This is a genomic window from Aeromonas sp. 97A (genome assembly GCF_051919185.1).
GTDB classification, from domain to species: domain Bacteria; phylum Pseudomonadota; class Gammaproteobacteria; order Enterobacterales; family Aeromonadaceae; genus Aeromonas; species Aeromonas veronii.
Genome location: NZ_JBQBFF010000001.1, coordinates 3,755,960 through 3,775,000 on the forward strand (window position 1 = coordinate 3,755,960; position 19,041 = coordinate 3,775,000).

The window sequence follows — 19,041 nt, forward strand, 5'->3', positions numbered from 1 at the left end:
AGTTGTCAATTTTAAGGGGGCTATGATGGCCGAGATTGAAGCGGCAATCCAGCGTTTATGGGCGCGATTGCCACAGGTCGGAGCATTTTCCTTTACCGCCAGCAATGGCGAGGGGTCGGCGACCGACTGGAATGGTCGGGGCGAGGGGCGTGTGCAGGTGACCGATCATCAGGGGGGTTGGCTGTTTAACGAGCAGGGCCGTTACATCACGCCTCATGGCAGGGAGCTCGCCATGCACAACCGTTTCTGGTGGCAGCGCAGCGAGCGGGGGATCCGCCTTTCTCACCTGCGTTATGAAGTGCCGGTCGAGCTGTTTGAGCTGCTGCCGCAGGGGGATGGCCGCTGGCTGACCGCCGAACCCCATCTGTGCGGGGCGGATCACTACAGCGCCGAGTTGACCGAGATAGACGGCGGTTTTCTGCTGAGCTGGCAGATCACCGGGCCGCGCAAGAACGAGCGACTCAGCTATCGCTATCTGGTCTGACGCCGGCTGGCTGGCATAAAAAAACCGGCGCAGAGCGCCGGTAGCGGGGGACAAATCGGAGGTTTTTTAAAACAGTCCCAAAAACAGGAGAGATAGACTCTCGTCACACATTCAGAGATGGACTTCAGGCATTCAGGGCATAGCTCAGCATGGCTTGCAGCCTGCTATCGAAGAACCAGGGCAGCAGTACCATCAGCAGGCCCAGGATCCCTGCCAGCCGCTGGCGATATTGCCAGCCGGCAATCAGTACCAGACCACCGCACAGGGTGGTCAGGATGCCTGACATAGGGAGACCTCGCGCTGCATGCGACGCTGTTGCGCCCACTGGTTCATGGCGACCGAGCCGAGGATCAGGGCCAGGGCCACGCCGGTGGTGGGGTGGATCTGCTCGCCGAGGAACAGGGCACCCAGCATCACGCCGAACAGCGGCACCAGATAGTTGCTGAAGGAGGCGAACGTCGGGCCGGCCTTCTGGATCAGCGCCATGTAGAGGAAGTAGACCAGACCGGTACAGAGGGTACCCAGCACGGTAATCGCGCTCAGGGCCTGGGTGCTCGGCAGGGTCAGGCTGCTGAGGTCAACCATGAAGGGGGCGACCAGCAGCAACTGGATTGCCGAGGAGATCAGGATATTGCGGGCGACCACGACCGGATGATCCTTGGCGAAGCGCTTGATCATCAGCAGGCCGATGGCGAAGCAGCTGGCACCCAGCAGGATGGCCATGGCACCGAGCAGGCCGGCGTTCATGCCCTGGGAGAGTTTCGGCCAGAACAGGGTGAGCACACCGGCAAAGCCGATGATCACGGAAAGCAGACCGGTTTTGGTGATTCTTTCACCAGAAATAAACAGCGGTGCAGCCAGAATGGTCACAAACGGGATACAACCCATGACCACGGCGGCGATGGCGCTATCCACATACTGTTGGCCCCAGGCGACCATGATGAAGGGGATGGTGGCATCCAGCAGGGCGATCAGCATATAGGTGCGCCACGGGGTGTGCTCACTCTTGAGCCGCATGAACAGGCAGAGCAGACCCAGGGTCAGGCTGCCGCACAGAGCACGACCGGCAGCCACCAGAATGGGGGGCAACTCGGCAACGGCCTGGTGCATGAAAATGAACTGGGAACCCCACAGCAGGCCAATGGCCAGCAATAACAGATAGCTACGCATTTGAATCTCCGATGTATTAAGCCAGCGCATTCTAGGCAATCTGTTACTATGGTAAAAATGAATTGTTGGCATTTAACTATGGCTAATATCGATGGATAGCTCGCTCGCCCGTCTCGACCTCAACCTGCTCGCTGTATTCGACATGCTGATGCAGGAGCGCAATGTCACCCGTGCCGCCGAACGGCTGCATCTCTCCCAATCCACCGTCAGTCACGCCTTGGGGCGGCTGCGGGTGGCGCTGGATGACCCGCTGTTTGTGATGAGTCGGCGCGAGATGATGCCGACCGAGCGGGCCAAGGCGCTGGCCGGGCCGGTGCGCCAGGCGCTGGCGATGCTGGAGCAGGGATTACGGCAGGCCAAGGGGTTTGATCCCGCCAGCGCGCGGCGGATTTTCCGCATCGCCACCCCGGGCTCGGTGGAGCACGGGTTGGTGCCGGTGCTGGTGGATAGGCTCCATCGGCAGGCCCCTCACTGTCGGCTTGAGGTGTGCGAGCTGGCGGACAGCGACTACGAGCGGGAGCTGGAGAAGGGGGAGCTGGATCTGGTGATCGGTTTCGCCGGGGCGAATCACCTCTCACCCCGCTTGTGGCGGGAGGAGTGGTTCAACAACCCGCTGGTCTGCCTGTCGCCGCTCGGCAGCGAATTGCCCGATGTGCTGACTCCGGTCGAGCTGGTGAGCCGTCCCCACATCCACACCTCCAGTTGGGGTCACAGTCAGGCGATGGTGGAGCTCTGGCTGGCCCGCTTCGGGGTGGAGCGGGAGCTGGGGGTCAGGTTACCGAGCTTTATGGCTGTGCCGCCGCTGATGGCGACTGGCCGCTATCTGGTGGTGGTGCCCGAGATGATCGGGCGCCACTTCTGCCGCTACTACCCGCTGCGGATGCATCAACTCGATCCCGCCATCCCCATCGTCTACCTGATGGCGGGGCACCCGCTCACCGCCCATGACGAGGCGATAGGCTGGTTCAAGAGCCTGCTGCACCAGCTGGTGTTCGACCTCTATGGCGACGATGCGCTCGGGACCCCCGCTCAGCGGATGCTGGCGAAGTAATCCAGCCCCATGGCGCTTTTCACCTCCGCCAATACCTCATCGGTGATGATGCGGGCCTGCTCGGTGCCCTGATAGAGCAGTTCCAGCAGCATCTTCTTGTCGGCAATGGCCGCGGCACGGCGCTCCCGCATCGGGGCGAGCAGGGTCTGCAGGCAGTCATTGAGCACCTGTTTGCAGCGCATGTCCCCCAGCCCGCCGCGCCGGTAGTGGGCCTTCATCTCGGCAACCAGCTCCTTGTCCGGATGGAAGGCATCGAGATAGGCGAACACCGTATTTCCCTCCACCTGACCCGGATCGCTCACCTTGAGGTGGTTGGGGTCGGTATACATGGCGAACACCGCCTGTTTGACCTCTTCCGCCGACATGCCGAGTTCTATGGTGTTGCCGAGGGATTTGGACATCTTGGCCTTGCCATCGATGCCGGGTAGGCGGCCGGTGTCGCTCAGGATCGGCTGGCATTCGGTCAGCACCTCTTTGCCTACCAGAGAGTTGAAGCGGCGGACGATCTCGTTGGTCTGCTCCAGCATCGGCAGCTGATCTTCCCCGACCGGCACATGGCTGGCGCGAAAGGCGGTGATGTCGGCGGCCTGACTGACCGGATAGACCAGAAAACCGGCCGGCAGCGTGCGTTCGAACCCTTTCTGCTGGATCTCTGCCTTGACGGTGGGATTGCGCTCCAGCCGGGCGACGCTGACCAGATTGAGGTAGTAGCAGGTGAGCTCGGCGAGGGCGGGCAGGGCGCTCTGCAGGCAGAAGGTGGTCTTGGCCGGGTCGAGACCGACCGCCAGATAGTCAGCCATCACCTCCAGCACGTTGTCGGTCACCTTGGCCGGATTGTGGCCGTTGTCGGTCAGCGCCTGCAGGTCGGCGATCATCACGAATTGACGATAGTGGTGCTGGGCTTCGACACGCTGGCGCAGGGAGCCGACATAGTGGCCGATGTGCAGTTTGCCGGTGGGACGATCGCCAGTCAGGATTACGGGGTTGTGCATGTCACTCTCTCCAGTTGGGTGAGCCGGGAGGCGACAAAGGGATAAAAACAGTTGACCGCCTCTCGGCGGTCACGGTGTTTTCTTTGGGAAATCTTGAATAGAAACGCGGTGCCGCCTGTTTAGGAGCAGCACCACCAGTAGTTGTGATTGAATGCGGTCATGTTCATAGCAAATCAAACTACGCCGGTTTCATTACTTCTGCAAGGGGACGACCAGCAGATCGCAGGGTACCGTATTCATCAGCTGACGGGCACTCGAGGTGAGCAGGCTCCAGAAGCTCTGGCGATGGCCGCACACCAGCAGGTCGATCTCGTACTCCTTGACCGCCTGATTGACCCGTTCGCTCAGATCGCCGCAGATCACCAGCTTCTTCTCGATGGGATAGTCCACCGAGGCCAGAAATGCCTCCAGCTTCTCTTTCGCTTCGGCGATCACCTGATCCTGCACGTTGTCGATGTCGATATCGATCATCTCGGTGTAGAGATCCTTGAGGTCCACATCGACATGGATAACCGACAGCTTGGCGCCGTTGGAGCGGGCTCTGTCCACCGCCTTGTCGATCACCTTGCGGTTGTCTTCAGAGAGGTCGATCGCAGCCAGAATATGCTTGTAATAGGTTGTTCCACTCATGGGGGTTCTCCTTACCGATCTTTCAGCCCACTATACCAATCTCTGCTGAAACTAAAATGGTGCCTCAGGCACAGTTTTGGGATTTAAATGAGTTTAATGACGTGTGACACAGGGTCAGCCACTCAGTTATTAACCACTATTTGCCTATAAATTAAACAATAGTTTGACGCCGGTCACACCCCCCGGCTTGCCGATCAGGGGGGAGAGGCATAGGATGGGCCCGTGCTTCGCAATGAACACAAAACAACAAAAAGCATCTGAATACCGCTTTGGGGAGCCACGTGCTCCCTTTTGTTTTTCTGCCTCAATTCTCGCGGCTTTTCTGACTGATAGCGATCCGGCATCAAGTTAATCTCCTTCGATTTGGTTATGCTGTAGCCAGTTTCTTTGGAGGCCTTCCCATGATCATTCATCCCCAGATTCAAGGTTGTGTTCCCCGCAACTGTCATCCCATCGGCTGTCGCGCCGCCGTGCAGCAGCAGATCGAACGTATCAAGGCCGCTGGCCCGTTCAACGGCCCCAAGCGGGTGCTGGTGCTGGGTGCCTCCTCCGGGTTTGGACTGGCGTCGCGCATTGCACTCGCCTTTGGGGCCGGTGCCGACACCATCGGTATCTCCTTCGAGCGCGGCCCTTCCGACAAAGGGCTCGGCAGCGCCGGTTGGTACAACAACATCTGGTTTCGCAAGGAGGCGGAGCAGGAGGGGCGTATCGCCATCAACCTGATTGGCGATGCCTTCTCCGACGGCATGCGCCAGCAGGCCATCGACACCATCCGCCAGCAGCTGGGGCAGGTGGATCTGGTGATCTATTCGCTCGCAAGCGGCATCCGGGTGCTGCCCGATGGCACGCAAGTGCGCTCGGTGCTCAAGACCACCGGCCAGCCATTCAGCGGTTGGGGGCTGGATCTGGAGCGCGATACCTTGGTGCAGCAGTCGCTGGCACCTGCCACGCCGGAGGAGATCCGCGACACCGTCACCGTGATGGGGGGCGAGGATTGGCAGCTCTGGATGCAGGCGTTGCAGCAGGCCGGTTGTCTCGCCCCCGGTGCGCAAACCGTGGCCTACTCCTACATCGGCCCCGAATCCACCTATCCCCTCTATCGCGATGGCACCATCGGTTATGCCAAGGAGCATCTGCACGCCACCGCCGAGACCATCAACCTGCAACTGGCCGAGATTGGTGGCCACGCCTGGGTATCGGTCTGCAAAGCGCTGGTGACCAAGGCGAGCGCCTATATTCCTGTGTTGCCGGTCTATCTGGGCCTGCTGATGGGGGTGATGAAGGAGCGCGGTGTCCATGAGGGCTGCATCGAGCAGATGCAGCGACTGTTTGCCGCCAAGATGTATGGGGCCAATGGGGTGGTGGCCGATGGCAACCGGCTGATCCGGATGGATGACCACGAGCTCGACCCGGCTATTCAGGCCGCCGTTTCGGCGCTCTGGCCCAAGGTGACGCTGGAGAATTTCCACGTGCTGGGGGATTTTGCCGGGCTGCGGCAGGATTTCATGCAGCTCAACGGCTTCGAGCTGCCGGGCGTCGATTATGCTGCGCCGGTGGATGTCGCCTCCCTTGGGGAGCTGACCCCCTGAGCTGAAAGAAACGGGATCTCCCTCTCGTTGGCGGGTTGATTCGTGACGGGAGTGTGGCGACAATCGATACCAAATCACTGAGGAGAAACAAGATGCTGGCCCAAGCCATGATCGAGAAGTTGAACGAGCAGATTAACCTGGAGTTCTACTCCTCCAATCTCTATCTGCAGATGAGCGCCTGGTGCGAAGACAAGGGCTTTGAAGGGGCGGCGACCTTCCTGCGTCAGCACGCGGTCGAGGAGCGCCAGCACATGGAGCGTCTGTTCACCTACGTGAGCGAGACCGGCGCCATGCCAAAACTGGGTGCCATCGATGCCCCTCCCCACGAGTTCAAGTCGCTGGGCGACGTGTTCCGTACCACCCTGGAACACGAGTACCACATCACCAAGTGCATCAATGGTCTGGCTCACGTAGCCTTCACCACTCAGGACTACTCCACCTTCAACTTCCTGCAGTGGTATGTGGCCGAGCAGCATGAAGAGGAGAAGCTGTTCAAGAGCATCGTCGACCGTCTGGGTCTGGTGGGTGAAGATGGCAAAGGCCTCTACTTCATCGACAAGGAGCTGGCCGAACTGGCCAAGGGCGCCCCTGCCAGCATCATGGACAGCAACGCCTGATAGTCGTGGACACTTAGTGTTCAGCCAGTACAATAACGGCCCTTTTAAGGGCCGTTGTTTATTCTGGTGCGCAGTCACCGTTGTGATGTCAGCCAGAGGCAATCTCGGTTCTGGCCAGGTGCCGTTTCTATTTTGATAAGTGAGTGATGATGAAGCAGGTCGATGTGGTGGTGATCGGGGCCGGTGCGGCCGGATTGATGTGTGCGGCGCAGGCGGGCTACCGTGGCCGCTCCGTGCTGGTGCTCGACAACGCCAAGAAGCCGGGCCGCAAGATCCTCATCAGTGGCGGTGGTCGCTGCAACTTCACCAACCATCAGGCTGGCGCTCACGCCTACCTGTCGGAGAATCCCCACTTCAGCAAGTCGGCGCTGGCCCGCTACACCCAGCAGGACTTTATCGATCTGGTGGACCGCCACGGGGTCAACTATCACGAGCGCACTTTGGGGCAGCTGTTCTGCCTCGAGAGTGCCAAGGATATCGTCGATGTGCTGCTCACCGAGTGCGACTGGGCCGGGGTGACCCTGCAGTTCCAGACCGAGATCCTCACCGTCAGCAAGCAGGACGAGGGCTTTCTGCTGACCACCAGCAAGGGTGAGATCGGCTGTCACTCGCTGGTGGTGGCGACCGGCGGTCTCTCCATGCCCAAGCTGGGTGCGACCCCTTACGGCTTCAAGCTGGCGGAGCAGTTCGGTCTCAACGTGCTGCCGACCCGCGCCGGACTGGTGCCCTTTACCCTCCATCAGGCCGAGAAAGAGGCGTTCGCCGATCTGGCGGGCATCAGCCTGCCGGTGGCGGTGACCGCCGAGGATGGCACTCGCTTCAAGGAGGCGATGCTGTTCACCCATCGCGGCCTCTCCGGCCCCGTGATCCTGCAGATCTCCTCCTACTGGCATGCGGGTGAGAAGATCCACATCAACCTGCTGCCGGAGCTGGATATTCCGGCTGCCCTGCGTGAATGGGCGCAGGCGCACCCGGCGCAGGAGCTGAAAACCGTGCTGGGGCGCGAGCTGCCCAAGCGCTTCGTCGACAAGCTGGTGGAGCTGGGCCAGCTGGTCAGCAAGCCGATGCGCCAGTACAACGAGCGTGAACTGGAAGCGGTGGCCAACTTGCTGGGTGACTGGCAGATCCTGCCCAACGGCACCGAGGGGTATCGCACCGCCGAAGTGACCCTGGGGGGCGTCGATACCAACGAGCTCTCCTCCAAGACCATGGAGGCCCGCAAGGTGCCCGGCCTCTACTTCATCGGTGAAGTGGTGGATGTGACCGGCTGGCTCGGTGGCTACAACTTCCAGTGGGCCTGGTCCTCCGGCTGGGTGGCCGGTCAGTACTGTTGATGTCGTTGGGGCTGGTTTATCCGGCCCCGATTTATTGGTCAGGGTTATTGTGATCGGTCGGGTTGTCGCAAGGGGGTGCAGATGCTTGAGAATCAGATGATGTTGTTGGCGGTGTTCGAACGGGCGGCGCTGATGCTGATGACCCTCTTCTTCCTGACCCGCACCCGGCCGTTCCAGCGGCTGTTCCAGAAGCGGGATCACACCCCGGCAGAGCTGGTGCTGGTGGCCTCCATCTTCGGCCTGTTTGCGGTGTTCAGTACCTACACCGGCATTCCGGTGGAGGGGGCGCTGATCAACGTGCGGATCATTGCCATTATCTCCGGTGGCATCCTGTTCGGCCCCTGGGTCGGCATTCCGGCCGGGGTCATCTCCGGTCTGCACCGCTATCTCATCGACATGGATGGTCACACTTCCATCCCTTGCCTCATCGCCAGCATTATTGCCGGCCTGCTCGCCACCTGGCTGCACCTGCGTTGCCGCAAGTCGCGGCTCTGGCTCTACGGCATTCTGGCGGGAATGCTCTGTGAAGGGCTGACCATGCTGCTGATCTGGCTGCTGACCGAGCCCCACGAAGTTGGGGTGGAGATCGTCAACCATATCGCCTATCCGATGATCGCCGGGGCGCTCTGCATCGGCCTTATCATCAAGCTGGTGCAGGATCTGGATGACGAGAAGGAGCTGATTGCCGCCAAGCAGGCCAAGCTGGCGCTCGATATCGCCAACAAGACGCTGCCGTTCTTCCAGAACATCGATCGCCACTCCCTCAGTCAGGTGTGCGATGTGATCCGGCGCGACATCAGCGCCGATGCGGTGGCCATCACAGATACCCATGACGTGCTGGCTTATGTCGGGGTGGGCAAGGACTATTACGAGTTGGATGAGCACCACGCCATCAGCGGCATGACCCAGCAGGCGGTGCTGCTCGACCAGATCATCATCAACAACGATCTGCGCCAGTATCACCTCTCCGATTTCCACTCGGTCATCATTATTCCGCTGCGGGAGAACGGCTCGGTGAGCGGCACCCTCAAGATCTACTACCGCCGCACCCACAGCATCACCAGTTCGCTGCGAGAGATGGCGGTGGGCCTCTCCCAGCTCATCTCCACCCAGATGGAGGTGTCGCGCATCGAGCAGCTCAAGGAGATGACCCGCAAGGCGGAGTTCACCGCCCTGCAGAGCAAAATCAACCCGCACTTCCTGTTCAATGCCCTCAACGCTATCTCGTCGCTAATCCGCATCCGTCCCCAGCAGGCGCGCCAGCTCATCGCCAATCTGGCGGATTACCTGCGCTACAACCTCAACAAGGGGGATGAACTCATCGACATTCAGGAGGAGCTGCAGCAGGTGCGCGACTACGTGGCCATTGAGCAGGCCCGCTTCGGCGACAAGCTGGAGGTGGTGTTCGAGGTGGACGATGTGCACATTCAGGTGCCGAGCCTGCTGTTGCAGCCGCTGGTGGAAAACGCCATCCTGCACGGCATCCAGCCCCGCAGTGCGCCGGGTCGGGTCACCATCGAGGTAAAACAGCTGGCGGGTGGCATCCGGGTATCGGTACGGGACACCGGTTACGGCATCAGTCAGGCGGTGATCGACGGGGTGGCCGCCGGTCGGGTGGAGAGCCGCAGCATCGGCCTGATGAACGTGCATCAGCGGGTCAAGCTGCTCTATGGCGACGGCCTGCACCTCAAGCGGCTGGAGCCGGGTACCGAAGTGAGTTTCTATCTGCCGGATCAGGAGTCGATGCCATGCTGAGTGCCATCATGGTTGAGGATAAGTGTGTGCCGCGAGAGGTGTTGTCATGCTGAAAGCGATCATAGTGGAAGACGAGTATCTGGCTCGCGAGGAGTTGATCTATCTGGTGAATCAGCACAGCCAGATCGAGATAGTGGCGAGCTTCGAGGATGGGCTGGAGGCGTTCAAATACCTGCAGGATCACGAGGTGGATGTGGTGTTTCTGGATATCCAGATCCCCTCCATCGATGGCCTGCTGCTGGCCAAGAACCTGCACAAGTCGAGTCATCCGCCCCACATCGTCTTCGTCACCGCCTACAAGGAGTTTGCGGTGGAAGCGTTCGAGCTGGAGGCATTCGACTACATCCTCAAGCCCTACAACGAGCCCCGCATCATCAATCTGCTGCAAAAGCTCGAGCATGCGGGCAAGTCGCAGCCAGCTTCCACGGGGGAGGCGAGCGGTGAGGGGTGCAGCCCGCACAATCGCACCGTCAATCTGGTGAAGGGGGAGCGCATCATCGTCACCCCCTGCGAGCAGATCTACTACGCGGAAGCCGACGAGAAGCTTACCTATGTCTACACCCGTGATGACCGCTACGTGATGACCATGACCATCAGCGAGTTTGTCAGCCGGTTGCCTGCCGAGGGCTTCTTCCGTTGCCACCGCTCCTACTGCGTCAACATCAACAAGATCCGCGAAATCGTCCCCTGGTTCAACAGCACCTATCTCATCCGGCTCCATGATCTGCCGTTCGAGGTGCCGGTCAGTCGCAGCAACATCAAGGCGTTCCGTCAGCTGATGCGGCTCTGATTGTCATTCATTCCCGCCGATCTGCATTTCATGCCTTAATCGATCGGCGCGAACTGCGTCTTGTCTATAGTGGCCCCAGTTTCCTTAAGGCCATCGACCGAGACGCATCATGACCATCGATCTGAATCGCACCCGGTACCTGACACTGGTCGGTACCATCATCACCCAGTTTGCACTGGGTTCTGTCTACACCTGGAGCCTGTTCAACGCCCAGCTCTCCGACAAGCTGGACGAGCCGGTGAGTCAGGTCGCTTTCGCTTTCGGCCTGCTCAGCCTGTCGCTGGCAGTCGCCTCCTCCATGGCGGGCAAGCTGCAGGAGCGGTTCGGGGTGCGTAACGTGACCCTGGGCGCTGGCGTGCTGCTCGGCATCGGCTTCTTCCTCACCGCCCACGCCAGCAATCTGGCGATGCTCTACCTCTGCGCGGGCATTCTGGTCGGTTTTGCCGACGGTACCGGTTACCTGATGACCCTCTCCAACTGCGTGAAGTGGTTCCCGGAGCGCAAGGGGCTCATCTCCGCCTGCTCCATCGGTGCCTATGGCCTCGGCAGTCTCGGTTTCAAATACATCAACCTGCTGCTGCTCTCCAGCTCCGGCCTTGAGACCACCTTCCAGCTGTGGGGGCTGATCGCCATGTCCATGGTGCTGGTGGGCGGCATGCTGATGAAGGATGCACCCAAGCAGGCCGCCTCCGTGCAGCAGAGCGAGAGCCGTGACTTCACCCTGGCCGAGGCGATGCGCAAGCCGCAGTACTGGATGCTGGCGCTGATGTTCCTCACCGCCTGCATGAGCGGCCTCTACGTCATCGGCGTGGCCAAGGATATCGGCGAAAACATGGTGGGTCTGCCAGCCGTGGTCGCCGCCAATGCCGTCGCCATCATCGCCATGGCCAACCTGGGTGGCCGTCTGGTGCTGGGTATCCTCTCCGACAAGATGTCCCGCATCCGGGTTATCACCATCGCCCAGCTGATTACCCTGGCGGGCATGGCGCTGCTGCTGTTCGTGCCGCTCAATGCCAACCTCTTCTTTGTGGCGGTTGCCTGTGTGGCGTTCAGCTTCGGTGGCACCATCACCGTCTACCCCTCGCTGGTGAGCGACTTCTTCGGTCTTAACAACCTGACCAAGAACTACGGCGTCATCTATCTGGGCTTTGGTCTGGGCAGCATCATCGGCTCCATCGTGGCCTCCCTGTTTGGCGGCTTTATGGCGACCTTCCACCTGATCCTGGTGTTGCTGGTGGTGGCGCTGGTGCTCTCCCTCACCATCCGCCTGCCGGCACCGGTAGTGGTGGAGCGGGCCTGATAAGTCTCCCTGCCACAGCAAGCAAAAACAGAGACCCGGGCCATGCCCGGGTCTTTGCATTTCCGATGCTCGATCAGCGTGGCGCTAGCCCCAGCAGCTGGCGGGCCTGACGGCAGCTCTCCTCCACCATTGGCCAGTCGTCACCGGTCACCGTGATATGGCCCATCTTGCGGCCGTGGCGGGGTTTGCCCTTGCCGTAGAGGTGCAGCTGCAGGCCGGGCAGCGTCAGCAGGGAAGCCCAGTCGGGCGTGCAGTTCTGCCAGAGATCACCCAGCAGGTTGATTAACAGGGCGGGCCGCACGGCGATCTGCTCTGGTAGCGGCAGATCGCACAGGGCCCGTACCTGTAACTCGAACTGGCTGCATGCGGCGTTGTCGAGGCTGGGGTGGCCCGAGTTGTGGGGGCGGGGCGCCAGCTCGTTGACCAGCAGGCGCCCCTCCACCAGAAAGAACTCCACCGTCAGTACCCCGACGTAATCGAGGGCGGCAATCAGTCGCTCAGCGATCCCTTTGGCCTCGCGCTCCAGCGATGGCACGTTGGCCGGGGAGCGAGTCTGGTCGAGAATGCCGCCGCTGTGCCAGTTCTGCACCAGCGGCAGGGCGCTGATGGCGCCGCTCGGGCTGCGGGCCAGGGTCAGGGCAAACTCCCCCTCTAGCGCCAGCCGTTTCTCCAGCACGCAGGGCACACCACTGGCTGCCAGTGCCGTCGCCAGCTCATCCAGATTGCTCACCTGCCACTGCCCCTTGCCGTCGTACCCCTCGCGGGCCGTCTTGAGAATGGCGGGGAGGATTTCGCTGGCCTGTGCGGGGATGGGATCTTCCGGCAGTAGCGCGAGATAGGGGGCGACCGGGATGTCCGCTCCGCGCAGAAAGGCTTTCTCCTCGCGCCGATCCTGACAGATGCGCACCGCGCTGGCGGCCGGGCGCACCGGCTTTTGTTTTTCGAGCAGGGCGAGGGTGGTGGCGGGCACATTCTCGAACTCGCAGCTGATGGCCTCGCAGTAGCTGGCCAGTTCGTGCAGGGCGGCGGTGTCGTCATAGGGGGCGACAATATGGTGATCGGCTGCGGCACCGGCGATGCTGGCCGGGTCGGGATCCAGCACCACTACCTTGTAGCCGAGGCGGTGGGCGGCCATCACGAAGTAGCGGCCAAGCTGGCCGCCTCCCAGCATGCCGAGAGTAGCGGGTGGCAGTATCATGTCGGCTCCTCCAGTTGCAGTGCCAGCACCCGATCTCGCTCGCGGGTGCGGAAGTCGTCGAGCTGCTGCCGGTAGCGGGAGGCATCGCCGTCTTGTGCAACGGAGAGCAGAGAGACCGCAAACAGGGCGGCGTTGGCGGCCCCCGCCTCGCCGATGGCGAAGGTGGCGACCGGCACTCCTTTGGGCATCTGCACGATGGAGAGCAGGGAGTCCATCCCCTTGAGATGACGGGAGGGGATGGGCACCCCCAGCACCGGCAGCGTGGTCTTGGCGGCGATCATGCCCGGCAGGTGAGCGGCGCCACCGGCTCCGGCGATGATGGCGCGCAGGCCGCGCTCGCGGGCAGTGGCGGCATACTCGAACAGCAGATCCGGGGTGCGATGTGCCGAGACTACCTGCGCCTCGTAGGGCACGCCGTGCTCCTTGAGGATGCGGGCGGCAGCCTGCAGCACGGGCCAGTCGGAGTCGGAGCCCATTACCAGGCCGATCAGGGGAGGGGTGTTCATTTTCTCTGAATCCTTGCTGTTAAACGTTTGTTTTTGGTAAACAAAAAGAGCCGGCAAGCCGGCTCAGAATTTCTCTGGTCGCACGATTTCGACCGGTTGCAGAAAGGCGATCATGGCGTAATCGGGGTAGTAACGACTCTGCAGGTGGGCCAGCAGCCGTTCCGCCTGCTCCCGGCTGCAGATCGCCTCCAGCCGGATGTTGCCGCTCTCGCTCCAGCTGGCGTTGCGCTCACCATGATCCCCCCGGCCACGGGCATCTGTGATGGTGTAGCCGCGCAGCCCCTCGCGGGTGAGGGTGCGCAGCAGGGTCGGCTCCAGATTGGCTTCCGTGATGACGGTCAGCAGGGTGCGGGTCTCGGTCTGCATGTGACTACTCCGTGAAGTGGCGGGCCCAGCTGTGGTAGAGCGGGATCCCCAGCATGATGTTGAACGGGAAGGTGATCCCCAGCACGGCGCTGAGTGATAACCCCGGGTTGGCCTGGGGCACGGCGATGCGCATGGTGGCAGGCACGGCAATATAGGAGGCGCTGGCCGCCAGGGTGGCCAGCAGGGTCAGGCCGCCGAGGGAGAGCCCCATCAGCTGGCCAGCTGCCAATCCCAGTCCCGCTGAGGCGAGCGGCATCAACAGGGCGAAGCCGAGCAGGAACAGGCCGTGGCGGCGCAGATCCTGACACTGACGGGCGACGATGAGGCCCATCTCCAGCAGGAACAGCGCCAGCGCACCCTTGAACAGGTCGACAAACAGCGGTTTGAGCGGGGCAATTCCGTCCGGCCCGGCCAGATAGCCGATGGCCATGCCGCCGAGAAGCAGAGTTACCCCTTTGCCGAGGAAGGTTTCGTGGGCCAGCATGCGCCAGCGGGTCTCGCGACTGATGCCGCGGACCAGCACTATGCCCACCAGAATGGCCGGGATCTCCATCACCGCGAGAAAGATGGAGAGCTGGGATTCAAAGCTGATGCCCCGCTCGGTCAGCCAGTTCACCCCGACCGCAAAGGTGGCGACGCTGACCGAGCCATAGTGGGCAGCGGTGGCGGCGGCATCGACCCGGTTCATCTTGAGGCGCAGCACGGCAAAGCCGAGCAGGGTCTGCACCACGCCGAGCAGGATCACCAGCGCCAGTTGTGGCAGCAGGGGCAGCAAGGATTGCTGGGCCAGACCGACGCCGCCCTTGAGGCCGATGGCCAGCAGCAGGAAAAGGGAGAGTGTATCGTAGAGCGCGGGCGGTAATTTCAGCTCGGAGCGCACCAGACCGGCCAGCAGACCAAACAGAAAGAAGAGTACAACAACGTCCAGCATGATGGTTCGCAGGGCAGTTCAGATAATGGTTGCATGCTAGAGCCCGCAATGTTTCGATAAAATCAGATTTTCGCTGATGGTTGTTCGGTAAAAACTGATAGGGAACGGCATGCTCAACTACAAACAGCTCTACTACTTCTGGCATGTGGCACGCAGCGGCAGCGTGACGCAGGCCGCCGAACAGCTGCATCTCACGCCGCAGACCATCAGCGGTCAGGTGGCCGAGCTGGAGCAGTCCCTCGGAGTGGCGCTGTTCAACCGGGTGGGGCGGCGTCTGGTGCTGACTGCTGCGGGTCGGCAGGCGCAGGAGCAGGCGGGGGCCATTTTCTCGCTCGGTGCCGAGCTGGAGCACACCCTGCGCCACGCCAGTCAGGAGCTGACCATGCAGGTGGGGATCGCCGATTCGGTACCCCGCACTCTGGCGTTCGAGCTGCTGGCTCCCGCCATGGCGCTGGCGACCCCGCTGCGGCTGGTGTGTCACGAGGAGCGGGCCGAGCAGCTGTTCAGCGAGCTGGCCCGCCACAAGCTGGATATGGTGCTGATCGATCGCCCGCTCCCTCCCGACAGCGGCGTGCGTGGCTATAACCACGAGTTGGGGCGCAGCCCGCTGGCGCTGTTTGCCAGCCCCGAGCTGGCGGCGCGGGCGCGGGATGGTTTTCCCGCCTCGCTGGAGGGGTTGCCGTTGCTGATCCCCGGAGAGAAGTCGGCTACCCACGATCGGCTGCTGGTGTGGTATCGCCAGCAGGGCATTCATCCCCATCTGGTGGGGCAGTTTGATGACTCCACCCTGATGAAGTCGTTCGGCAAGGCGGGGATGGGGATCTTCCCGGCGCCGCTGGCGATGGCCGACGAGATTGGCCGCCTCTACGGAGTGGAGCGGATTGCGACCCTCACCGACGTTACTCTCTCTTATTATCTGGTCTCGGCAGGGCGCCATCTCTCCCATCCCGGGGTACAGGCGGTGATGGAGGGGGCCCAACAGCGGCTGGCGGCGTTGGCGGGCAATAAATAGAAATCTGGATGGCTATACATCCAGCTTGGCTCTGCCTATAATCCTCCCGCTTTGGCGCATCATGCTTAATAGGGAATCCGGTGAGAATCCGGAGCTGGCGCGCAGCGGTAAGGGGGAACGAAGCGACATCAGGGCACTGCCGTCAGGCGGGAAGCCGTCGCCGTAGGCCATCAGCCCCCGAGCCCGAAGACCTGCCAGAGTTCGTATTTCGGGCCGAGAGAAACCGGCCACGAAGTAGATACTTACGCGAACTTAAGGATCTCTCATGTCGAAGAAATTTCTGGCGGCTGCCCTGTTGCCGACGGCGGCGTTTGCCCAGCAGCTGACCATTCCCGTCAATCCCACCATGGTGGTGACCGCTACCCGCGTCGCCCAACCTGCCTCCAGCGTGCTTGCCCCGGTCAATGTGGTGACCCGGGACGAGATCGATCGCCTGCAAGCCCAGACCGTGACCGATGTGGTCAAGACCCTGCCCGGTGTGGAAGTGGTCAGCAATGGTGGCCGAGGCCAGCTTAGCTCGCTGCGGGTGCGTGGTGGCACCTCTTCCCAGACGCTGGTGCTGGTGGATGGGGTACGCAGTGCCTCCCTGACCGCCGGGATGACCGAACTGAACAACCTGCCACTCAATCAGGTCGAGCGGATCGAGTATATCCGCGGCCCGCGCGCCACCATCTACGGCTCCGACGCCATCGGTGGGGTGATCAACATCATTACCCGTCCCGACAAGGGGACAAATCAGCACAAGTTCAATATCGGTGCTGGTTCCCATCAACAGCGACAGGCCGCTTTCAGTAGTGCCAGCCAGGTCGGTGAGGCGGGTCAGCTCAAGGTGGCTGGCGGTTTTGATGATGAAGAGGGTTACAACGTACACCCCTTGCCCGGCATCAACGATGGTGACCGTCACGGGCATCAGGGCTACAACGCCATGCTGGACTACCAGCAGGCGCTCGGCAGCAATTGGGATCTGTTCGGTACAACCCGCTGGTTCCGCAATGTCGCCCAGTACGACCGCTCTTCTGCGGCTTCCGCTTGGGGGCCTGCCACCCATCAGCGCAACGAGACCTGGACTGAAAACCAGAGCTATCAGCTGGGGTCGCGCTATCACGATGATCGTTATCTGAGTGAGTTGCGTGGCGCCTTCTCCAAACAGGATGCGTACGACTATCAGGACAACAGTGGCCGCGATCAGGCCAATACCCGGACCTACACCCGCCAGTACAGCCTGAACTGGGTCAACAGCTTGAAATTGAACGAGAGCTGGACGCTGGGAGGCGGGGCCGATTGGCAGAGTGATCGACTGGATGATCGCTCCCGCTCCTCCGGCGCCACATATCCGGCCGACGCCAAAGAGCGGGACAATACCGGCCTCTATGCCCTGGCCCAGTTCGACAACCAGACCTGGCAGGCCGAGCTGAGCGGCCGTAGCGATGACAACGAGCAGTTTGGTCGTCACAACACCTGGCAAACCGGCGCAGGCTGGCGTTTTGTCGAGGATTACCGCCTGAGTGCCCGCTACGGCACCGGTTTCCGCGCCCCCTCCTTTAATGACCTCTACTATCCGGGCTCTGGCAATCCCAACCTGAAGCCGGAAGAGTCGAAGAGCAGCGAGCTGATGCTGGATGGTCAAACTGCGGGTGTCGAGTGGCGGGCCACCGGTTATCGCAACGACTTCGAACAGATGATCCAGTGGGCACCCAACAGTCAGGGCATGTGGACACCACAGAACGTTGGCAAGGCGCGCATTGAAGGGATCGAGCTGGAAGGGGAGTTCGACACTGGCTGGTTGAGTCATAGGGTCTCTGCTGAATACAAGGATCCCAAAGACAAGGTGACCGACAAGCAGTTGCAGCTGATCTCCCGTAAAGGGGCCAAGTGGGTGACTCAGGCGCAGTGGCAGCAGTTTGATGGTTCATTGAGCTGGATCTATCAGGGGGAGCGCTATGGCAATGTGGCCAATACCACCGAACTGGGTGGTTACAGCGTGTGGAATCTGGCCGTTGGCTACAAGGTGACGCCGGCACTCAAGGTATCGGGCAAGATCAACAACCTGCTGGATAAGGAGTATCAGACTGCGGTGGGTTATCCTGCCGATGAGCGTGCTTACTACGTGACAATGGATTACTCACTCTAAGCCGGACCCGGCCAAGCGGAAAAATCAGGGGCCCTGCCATTGGCAGGGCCTTTTCTATTGGCGGCAGGCGGGAGTATGATCGCCGCCTTGCACCAAAGGGGAGCTCAAGTGGCCAATATTCTCGTGTTTGATTCCGGTATGGGTGGCCTGACCATCTACCGCGAGATCCGCCGCGTTCTGCCGGCACACAACTATTTCTACTGCTTCGACAACGCCAATTTCCCCTATGGTGAATTGAGCGAGCCTGCCCTGATTGCTGCCTGCACCCGCTTGGTGACCACCATGGTGGCCCGTCATCAGATCGATCTGGTGGTGATTGCCTGCAACACGGCCAGCACCATAGCGCTGCCGGCCTTGCGTGAGGCACTGGATATTCCCGTGGTGGGGGTGGTGCCAGCCATCAAGCCCGCCGCTGCACAGACTCGCAACGGTTGTATCGGTCTGCTGGCTACGCCAGGCACCGTCAGCCGCCACTATACCCACGAACTGATCGCCCAGTTTGCTCCCGGCAAGCGGGTGCTGCTCAAGGGCACCACCGAGCTGGTTATAGAAGCCGAACACAAGCTGGCGGGCCTGCCGGTCAATATGGCGCTGCTGCGCGAGGTATTGGCCGACTGGCTGGAAGGGAAAGAGAAGCCGGATACGCTGGTGCTTGGTTGCACTCACTTCCCGCTACTCAATGAAGAGATTGGGCAACTGATGCCGCAATGTCAGCTTATTGACTCGGGCAGTGCCGTTGCCAAACGGGTGGCCTGGTTGCTGAACAATGGTAGGCATGCCATCGTGCAGCCTGTACATATAGAAGAGGTAATTGCCAAGGCTTACTGTACCCGGCTGGATGGGGAGGCTCAAAAACTGACAGCCCCCTTGCAAGCATGGGGGCTGTCATCACTGGAAGAGGTGAAGTACTGACGAGCGGTTAGGCGTCAGTGTCGCTACCTTCTCTTTCCTCTTTATCACGTTTGTCATTCGCTTCACGCACCTTGAGGGTGCGCTGCTGATACTCTTTGTCATTCAACGCGGCAATCGCCTTGGCGGCATCGGCGGCGGGCATCTCCACGAAACCGAAACCTCTGCGCTTGCCGGTTGCCTTGTCCTTCATCAACCGCACGGAAATTACCTGGCCCTGTTCGGCAAACAACTCGCGCACAGCAATCTCATTGGCGCGATAGGGCAGGTTGCCTA

General features: G+C 61.2%; 20 protein-coding genes and 1 riboswitch (1 of these 21 running past the window's edge). Of the genes, 11 read left to right on the plus strand and 9 right to left on the minus strand.

What is annotated here, in order from left to right; genetic code table 11:
- Positions 1-25: 25 nt before the first annotated feature.
- Positions 26-484 carry a DUF6314 family protein gene (locus ACTG27_RS17070; RefSeq protein WP_439980531.1) on the plus strand — a complete coding sequence of 153 codons (459 nt, stop codon included), beginning with the start codon at positions 26-28 and terminating at the stop codon, positions 482-484.
- A 124-nt stretch (positions 485-608) separates the two neighbouring features.
- Here the strand turns inward: ACTG27_RS17070 and ACTG27_RS17075 are convergent, their stop codons facing one another.
- Entirely contained in the window at positions 609-770 is a 162-nt protein-coding gene (locus ACTG27_RS17075) for a hypothetical protein (RefSeq protein ID WP_279506390.1), read from the minus strand.
- Positions 755-1,654: a DMT family transporter gene (locus ACTG27_RS17080; protein WP_005355734.1), complete on the minus strand. Its 900-nt coding sequence runs from the start codon at positions 1,652-1,654 to the stop codon at positions 755-757. The genes ACTG27_RS17075 and ACTG27_RS17080 overlap by 16 nt, the downstream gene beginning before the upstream one ends.
- A gap of 91 nt (positions 1,655-1,745) precedes the next feature.
- Between ACTG27_RS17080 and ACTG27_RS17085 the strand changes: the two genes are divergently transcribed.
- Positions 1,746-2,705 carry a LysR substrate-binding domain-containing protein gene (locus ACTG27_RS17085; RefSeq protein ID WP_429147087.1) on the plus strand — a complete coding sequence of 320 codons (960 nt, stop codon included), beginning with the start codon at positions 1,746-1,748 and terminating at the stop codon, positions 2,703-2,705.
- Here the strand turns inward: ACTG27_RS17085 and trpS are convergent.
- Both trpS and ACTG27_RS17095 read right to left on the minus strand, forming a co-directional pair.
- The gene (gene trpS, locus ACTG27_RS17090; protein WP_019446260.1) at positions 2,684-3,697 is read right to left on the minus strand and encodes a tryptophan--tRNA ligase; all 1,014 of its coding nucleotides are present in this window, start codon (positions 3,695-3,697) and stop codon (positions 2,684-2,686) included. The two genes, ACTG27_RS17085 and trpS, sit on opposite strands and share 22 nt — an antisense overlap.
- 192 nt (positions 3,698-3,889) lie before the next feature.
- Positions 3,890-4,327, minus strand: a complete 438-nt coding sequence (locus tag ACTG27_RS17095; RefSeq protein WP_005339229.1) for a universal stress protein — start codon at positions 4,325-4,327, stop codon at positions 3,890-3,892.
- Between the two features lie 401 nt (positions 4,328-4,728).
- Here ACTG27_RS17095 and fabV point away from each other — a divergent pair, with 401 nt between their 5' ends.
- From fabV to ACTG27_RS17125, 6 genes are all read left to right on the plus strand, one after another.
- Positions 4,729-5,916 (plus strand): enoyl-ACP reductase FabV, encoded by a 1,188-nt coding sequence (fabV, locus tag ACTG27_RS17100; protein ID WP_439980024.1) that lies wholly within the window; start codon positions 4,729-4,731, stop codon positions 5,914-5,916.
- Positions 5,917-6,008: 92 nt separating this feature from the next.
- Complete coding sequence (ftnA, locus tag ACTG27_RS17105; protein WP_005339225.1) at positions 6,009-6,533, plus strand: non-heme ferritin; 525 nt, start codon at positions 6,009-6,011, stop codon at positions 6,531-6,533.
- A 149-nt stretch (positions 6,534-6,682) separates the two neighbouring features.
- On the plus strand, positions 6,683-7,867 hold the full coding sequence (locus tag ACTG27_RS17110) for an NAD(P)/FAD-dependent oxidoreductase (RefSeq protein ID WP_439980533.1): 1,185 nt from the start codon (positions 6,683-6,685) through the stop codon (positions 7,865-7,867).
- Between the two features lie 81 nt (positions 7,868-7,948).
- Positions 7,949-9,622 (plus strand): sensor histidine kinase, encoded by a 1,674-nt coding sequence (locus ACTG27_RS17115; protein WP_005339222.1) that lies wholly within the window; start codon positions 7,949-7,951, stop codon positions 9,620-9,622.
- A 46-nt stretch (positions 9,623-9,668) separates the two neighbouring features.
- Complete coding sequence (locus ACTG27_RS17120) at positions 9,669-10,412, plus strand: LytR/AlgR family response regulator transcription factor (protein WP_439980026.1); 744 nt, start codon at positions 9,669-9,671, stop codon at positions 10,410-10,412.
- A gap of 109 nt (positions 10,413-10,521) precedes the next feature.
- Positions 10,522-11,712 carry an L-lactate MFS transporter gene (locus ACTG27_RS17125; RefSeq protein ID WP_439980028.1) on the plus strand — a complete coding sequence of 397 codons (1,191 nt, stop codon included), beginning with the start codon at positions 10,522-10,524 and terminating at the stop codon, positions 11,710-11,712.
- A 73-nt stretch (positions 11,713-11,785) separates the two neighbouring features.
- Here the strand turns inward: ACTG27_RS17125 and ACTG27_RS17130 are convergent, their stop codons facing one another.
- The 4 genes from ACTG27_RS17130 to ACTG27_RS17145 all read right to left on the minus strand — a co-directional run bounded on the left by ACTG27_RS17130 (position 11,786) and on the right by ACTG27_RS17145 (position 14,713).
- On the minus strand, positions 11,786-12,910 hold the full coding sequence (locus tag ACTG27_RS17130) for a 5-(carboxyamino)imidazole ribonucleotide synthase (RefSeq protein ID WP_439980030.1): 1,125 nt from the start codon (positions 12,908-12,910) through the stop codon (positions 11,786-11,788).
- A complete protein-coding gene (purE, locus tag ACTG27_RS17135) occupies positions 12,907-13,416 on the minus strand; it encodes a 5-(carboxyamino)imidazole ribonucleotide mutase (RefSeq protein WP_139405256.1) in 510 nt (169 codons plus the stop codon). The genes ACTG27_RS17130 and purE overlap by 4 nt, the downstream gene beginning before the upstream one ends.
- Positions 13,417-13,479: 63 nt before the next feature.
- Positions 13,480-13,782, minus strand: coding sequence for a P-II family nitrogen regulator (locus ACTG27_RS17140; RefSeq protein WP_005321666.1), 303 nt, complete (start codon positions 13,780-13,782; stop codon positions 13,480-13,482).
- Between the two features lie 4 nt (positions 13,783-13,786).
- A complete protein-coding gene (locus ACTG27_RS17145; protein WP_439980031.1) occupies positions 13,787-14,713 on the minus strand; it encodes a sodium-dependent bicarbonate transport family permease in 927 nt (308 codons plus the stop codon).
- A gap of 109 nt (positions 14,714-14,822) precedes the next feature.
- On the opposite strand from ACTG27_RS17145, the gene ACTG27_RS17150 reads away from it, so the two are divergent.
- From ACTG27_RS17150 to murI, 3 genes are all read left to right on the plus strand, one after another.
- Positions 14,823-15,725 (plus strand): LysR family transcriptional regulator, encoded by a 903-nt coding sequence (locus ACTG27_RS17150; RefSeq protein ID WP_439980032.1) that lies wholly within the window; start codon positions 14,823-14,825, stop codon positions 15,723-15,725.
- Between the two features lie 35 nt (positions 15,726-15,760).
- Positions 15,761-15,938: riboswitch (cobalamin riboswitch) on the plus strand.
- A gap of 52 nt (positions 15,939-15,990) precedes the next feature.
- Entirely contained in the window at positions 15,991-17,856 is a 1,866-nt protein-coding gene (locus ACTG27_RS17155) for a TonB-dependent receptor domain-containing protein (RefSeq protein WP_439980033.1), read from the plus strand.
- 108 nt (positions 17,857-17,964) lie between these two features.
- Entirely contained in the window at positions 17,965-18,768 is an 804-nt protein-coding gene (murI, locus tag ACTG27_RS17160; RefSeq protein ID WP_439980034.1) for a glutamate racemase, read from the plus strand.
- Between the two features lie 7 nt (positions 18,769-18,775).
- Here the strand turns inward: murI and ACTG27_RS17165 are convergent, their stop codons facing one another.
- Positions 18,776-19,041, minus strand: the 3' portion of a protein-coding gene (locus ACTG27_RS17165) for an RNA recognition motif domain-containing protein (RefSeq protein ID WP_439980035.1). It continues 226 nt past the right edge of the window; the window shows 266 of its 492 coding nt (coding positions 227-492); its start codon lies off the right edge, out of view; its stop codon occupies positions 18,776-18,778.

Bases quoted from the DNA above. Each gene is read 5' to 3' on its own strand.
- ACTG27_RS17070 (WP_439980531.1), top strand. From the start codon at position 26: ATGGCCGAGATTGAAGCGGCAATCCAGCGTTTATGGGCGCGATTGCCA.
- ACTG27_RS17075 (WP_279506390.1), bottom strand. From the start codon at position 770: ATGTCAGGCATCCTGACCACCCTGTGCGGTGGTCTGGTACTGATTGCC.
- ACTG27_RS17080 (WP_005355734.1), bottom strand. From the start codon at position 1,654: ATGCGTAGCTATCTGTTATTGCTGGCCATTGGCCTGCTGTGGGGTTCC.
- ACTG27_RS17085 (WP_429147087.1), top strand. From the start codon at position 1,746: ATGGATAGCTCGCTCGCCCGTCTCGACCTCAACCTGCTCGCTGTATTC.
- trpS (WP_019446260.1), bottom strand. From the start codon at position 3,697: ATGCACAACCCCGTAATCCTGACTGGCGATCGTCCCACCGGCAAACTG.
- ACTG27_RS17095 (WP_005339229.1), bottom strand. From the start codon at position 4,327: ATGAGTGGAACAACCTATTACAAGCATATTCTGGCTGCGATCGACCTC.
- fabV (WP_439980024.1), top strand. From the start codon at position 4,729: ATGATCATTCATCCCCAGATTCAAGGTTGTGTTCCCCGCAACTGTCAT.
- ftnA (WP_005339225.1), top strand. From the start codon at position 6,009: ATGCTGGCCCAAGCCATGATCGAGAAGTTGAACGAGCAGATTAACCTG.
- ACTG27_RS17110 (WP_439980533.1), top strand. From the start codon at position 6,683: ATGAAGCAGGTCGATGTGGTGGTGATCGGGGCCGGTGCGGCCGGATTG.
- ACTG27_RS17115 (WP_005339222.1), top strand. From the start codon at position 7,949: ATGCTTGAGAATCAGATGATGTTGTTGGCGGTGTTCGAACGGGCGGCG.
- ACTG27_RS17120 (WP_439980026.1), top strand. From the start codon at position 9,669: ATGCTGAAAGCGATCATAGTGGAAGACGAGTATCTGGCTCGCGAGGAG.
- ACTG27_RS17125 (WP_439980028.1), top strand. From the start codon at position 10,522: ATGACCATCGATCTGAATCGCACCCGGTACCTGACACTGGTCGGTACC.
- ACTG27_RS17130 (WP_439980030.1), bottom strand. From the start codon at position 12,910: ATGATACTGCCACCCGCTACTCTCGGCATGCTGGGAGGCGGCCAGCTT.
- purE (WP_139405256.1), bottom strand. From the start codon at position 13,416: ATGAACACCCCTCCCCTGATCGGCCTGGTAATGGGCTCCGACTCCGAC.
- ACTG27_RS17140 (WP_005321666.1), bottom strand. From the start codon at position 13,782: ATGCAGACCGAGACCCGCACCCTGCTGACCGTCATCACGGAAGCCAAT.
- ACTG27_RS17145 (WP_439980031.1), bottom strand. From the start codon at position 14,713: ATGCTGGACGTTGTTGTACTCTTCTTTCTGTTTGGTCTGCTGGCCGGT.
- ACTG27_RS17150 (WP_439980032.1), top strand. From the start codon at position 14,823: ATGCTCAACTACAAACAGCTCTACTACTTCTGGCATGTGGCACGCAGC.
- ACTG27_RS17155 (WP_439980033.1), top strand. From the start codon at position 15,991: ATGTCGAAGAAATTTCTGGCGGCTGCCCTGTTGCCGACGGCGGCGTTT.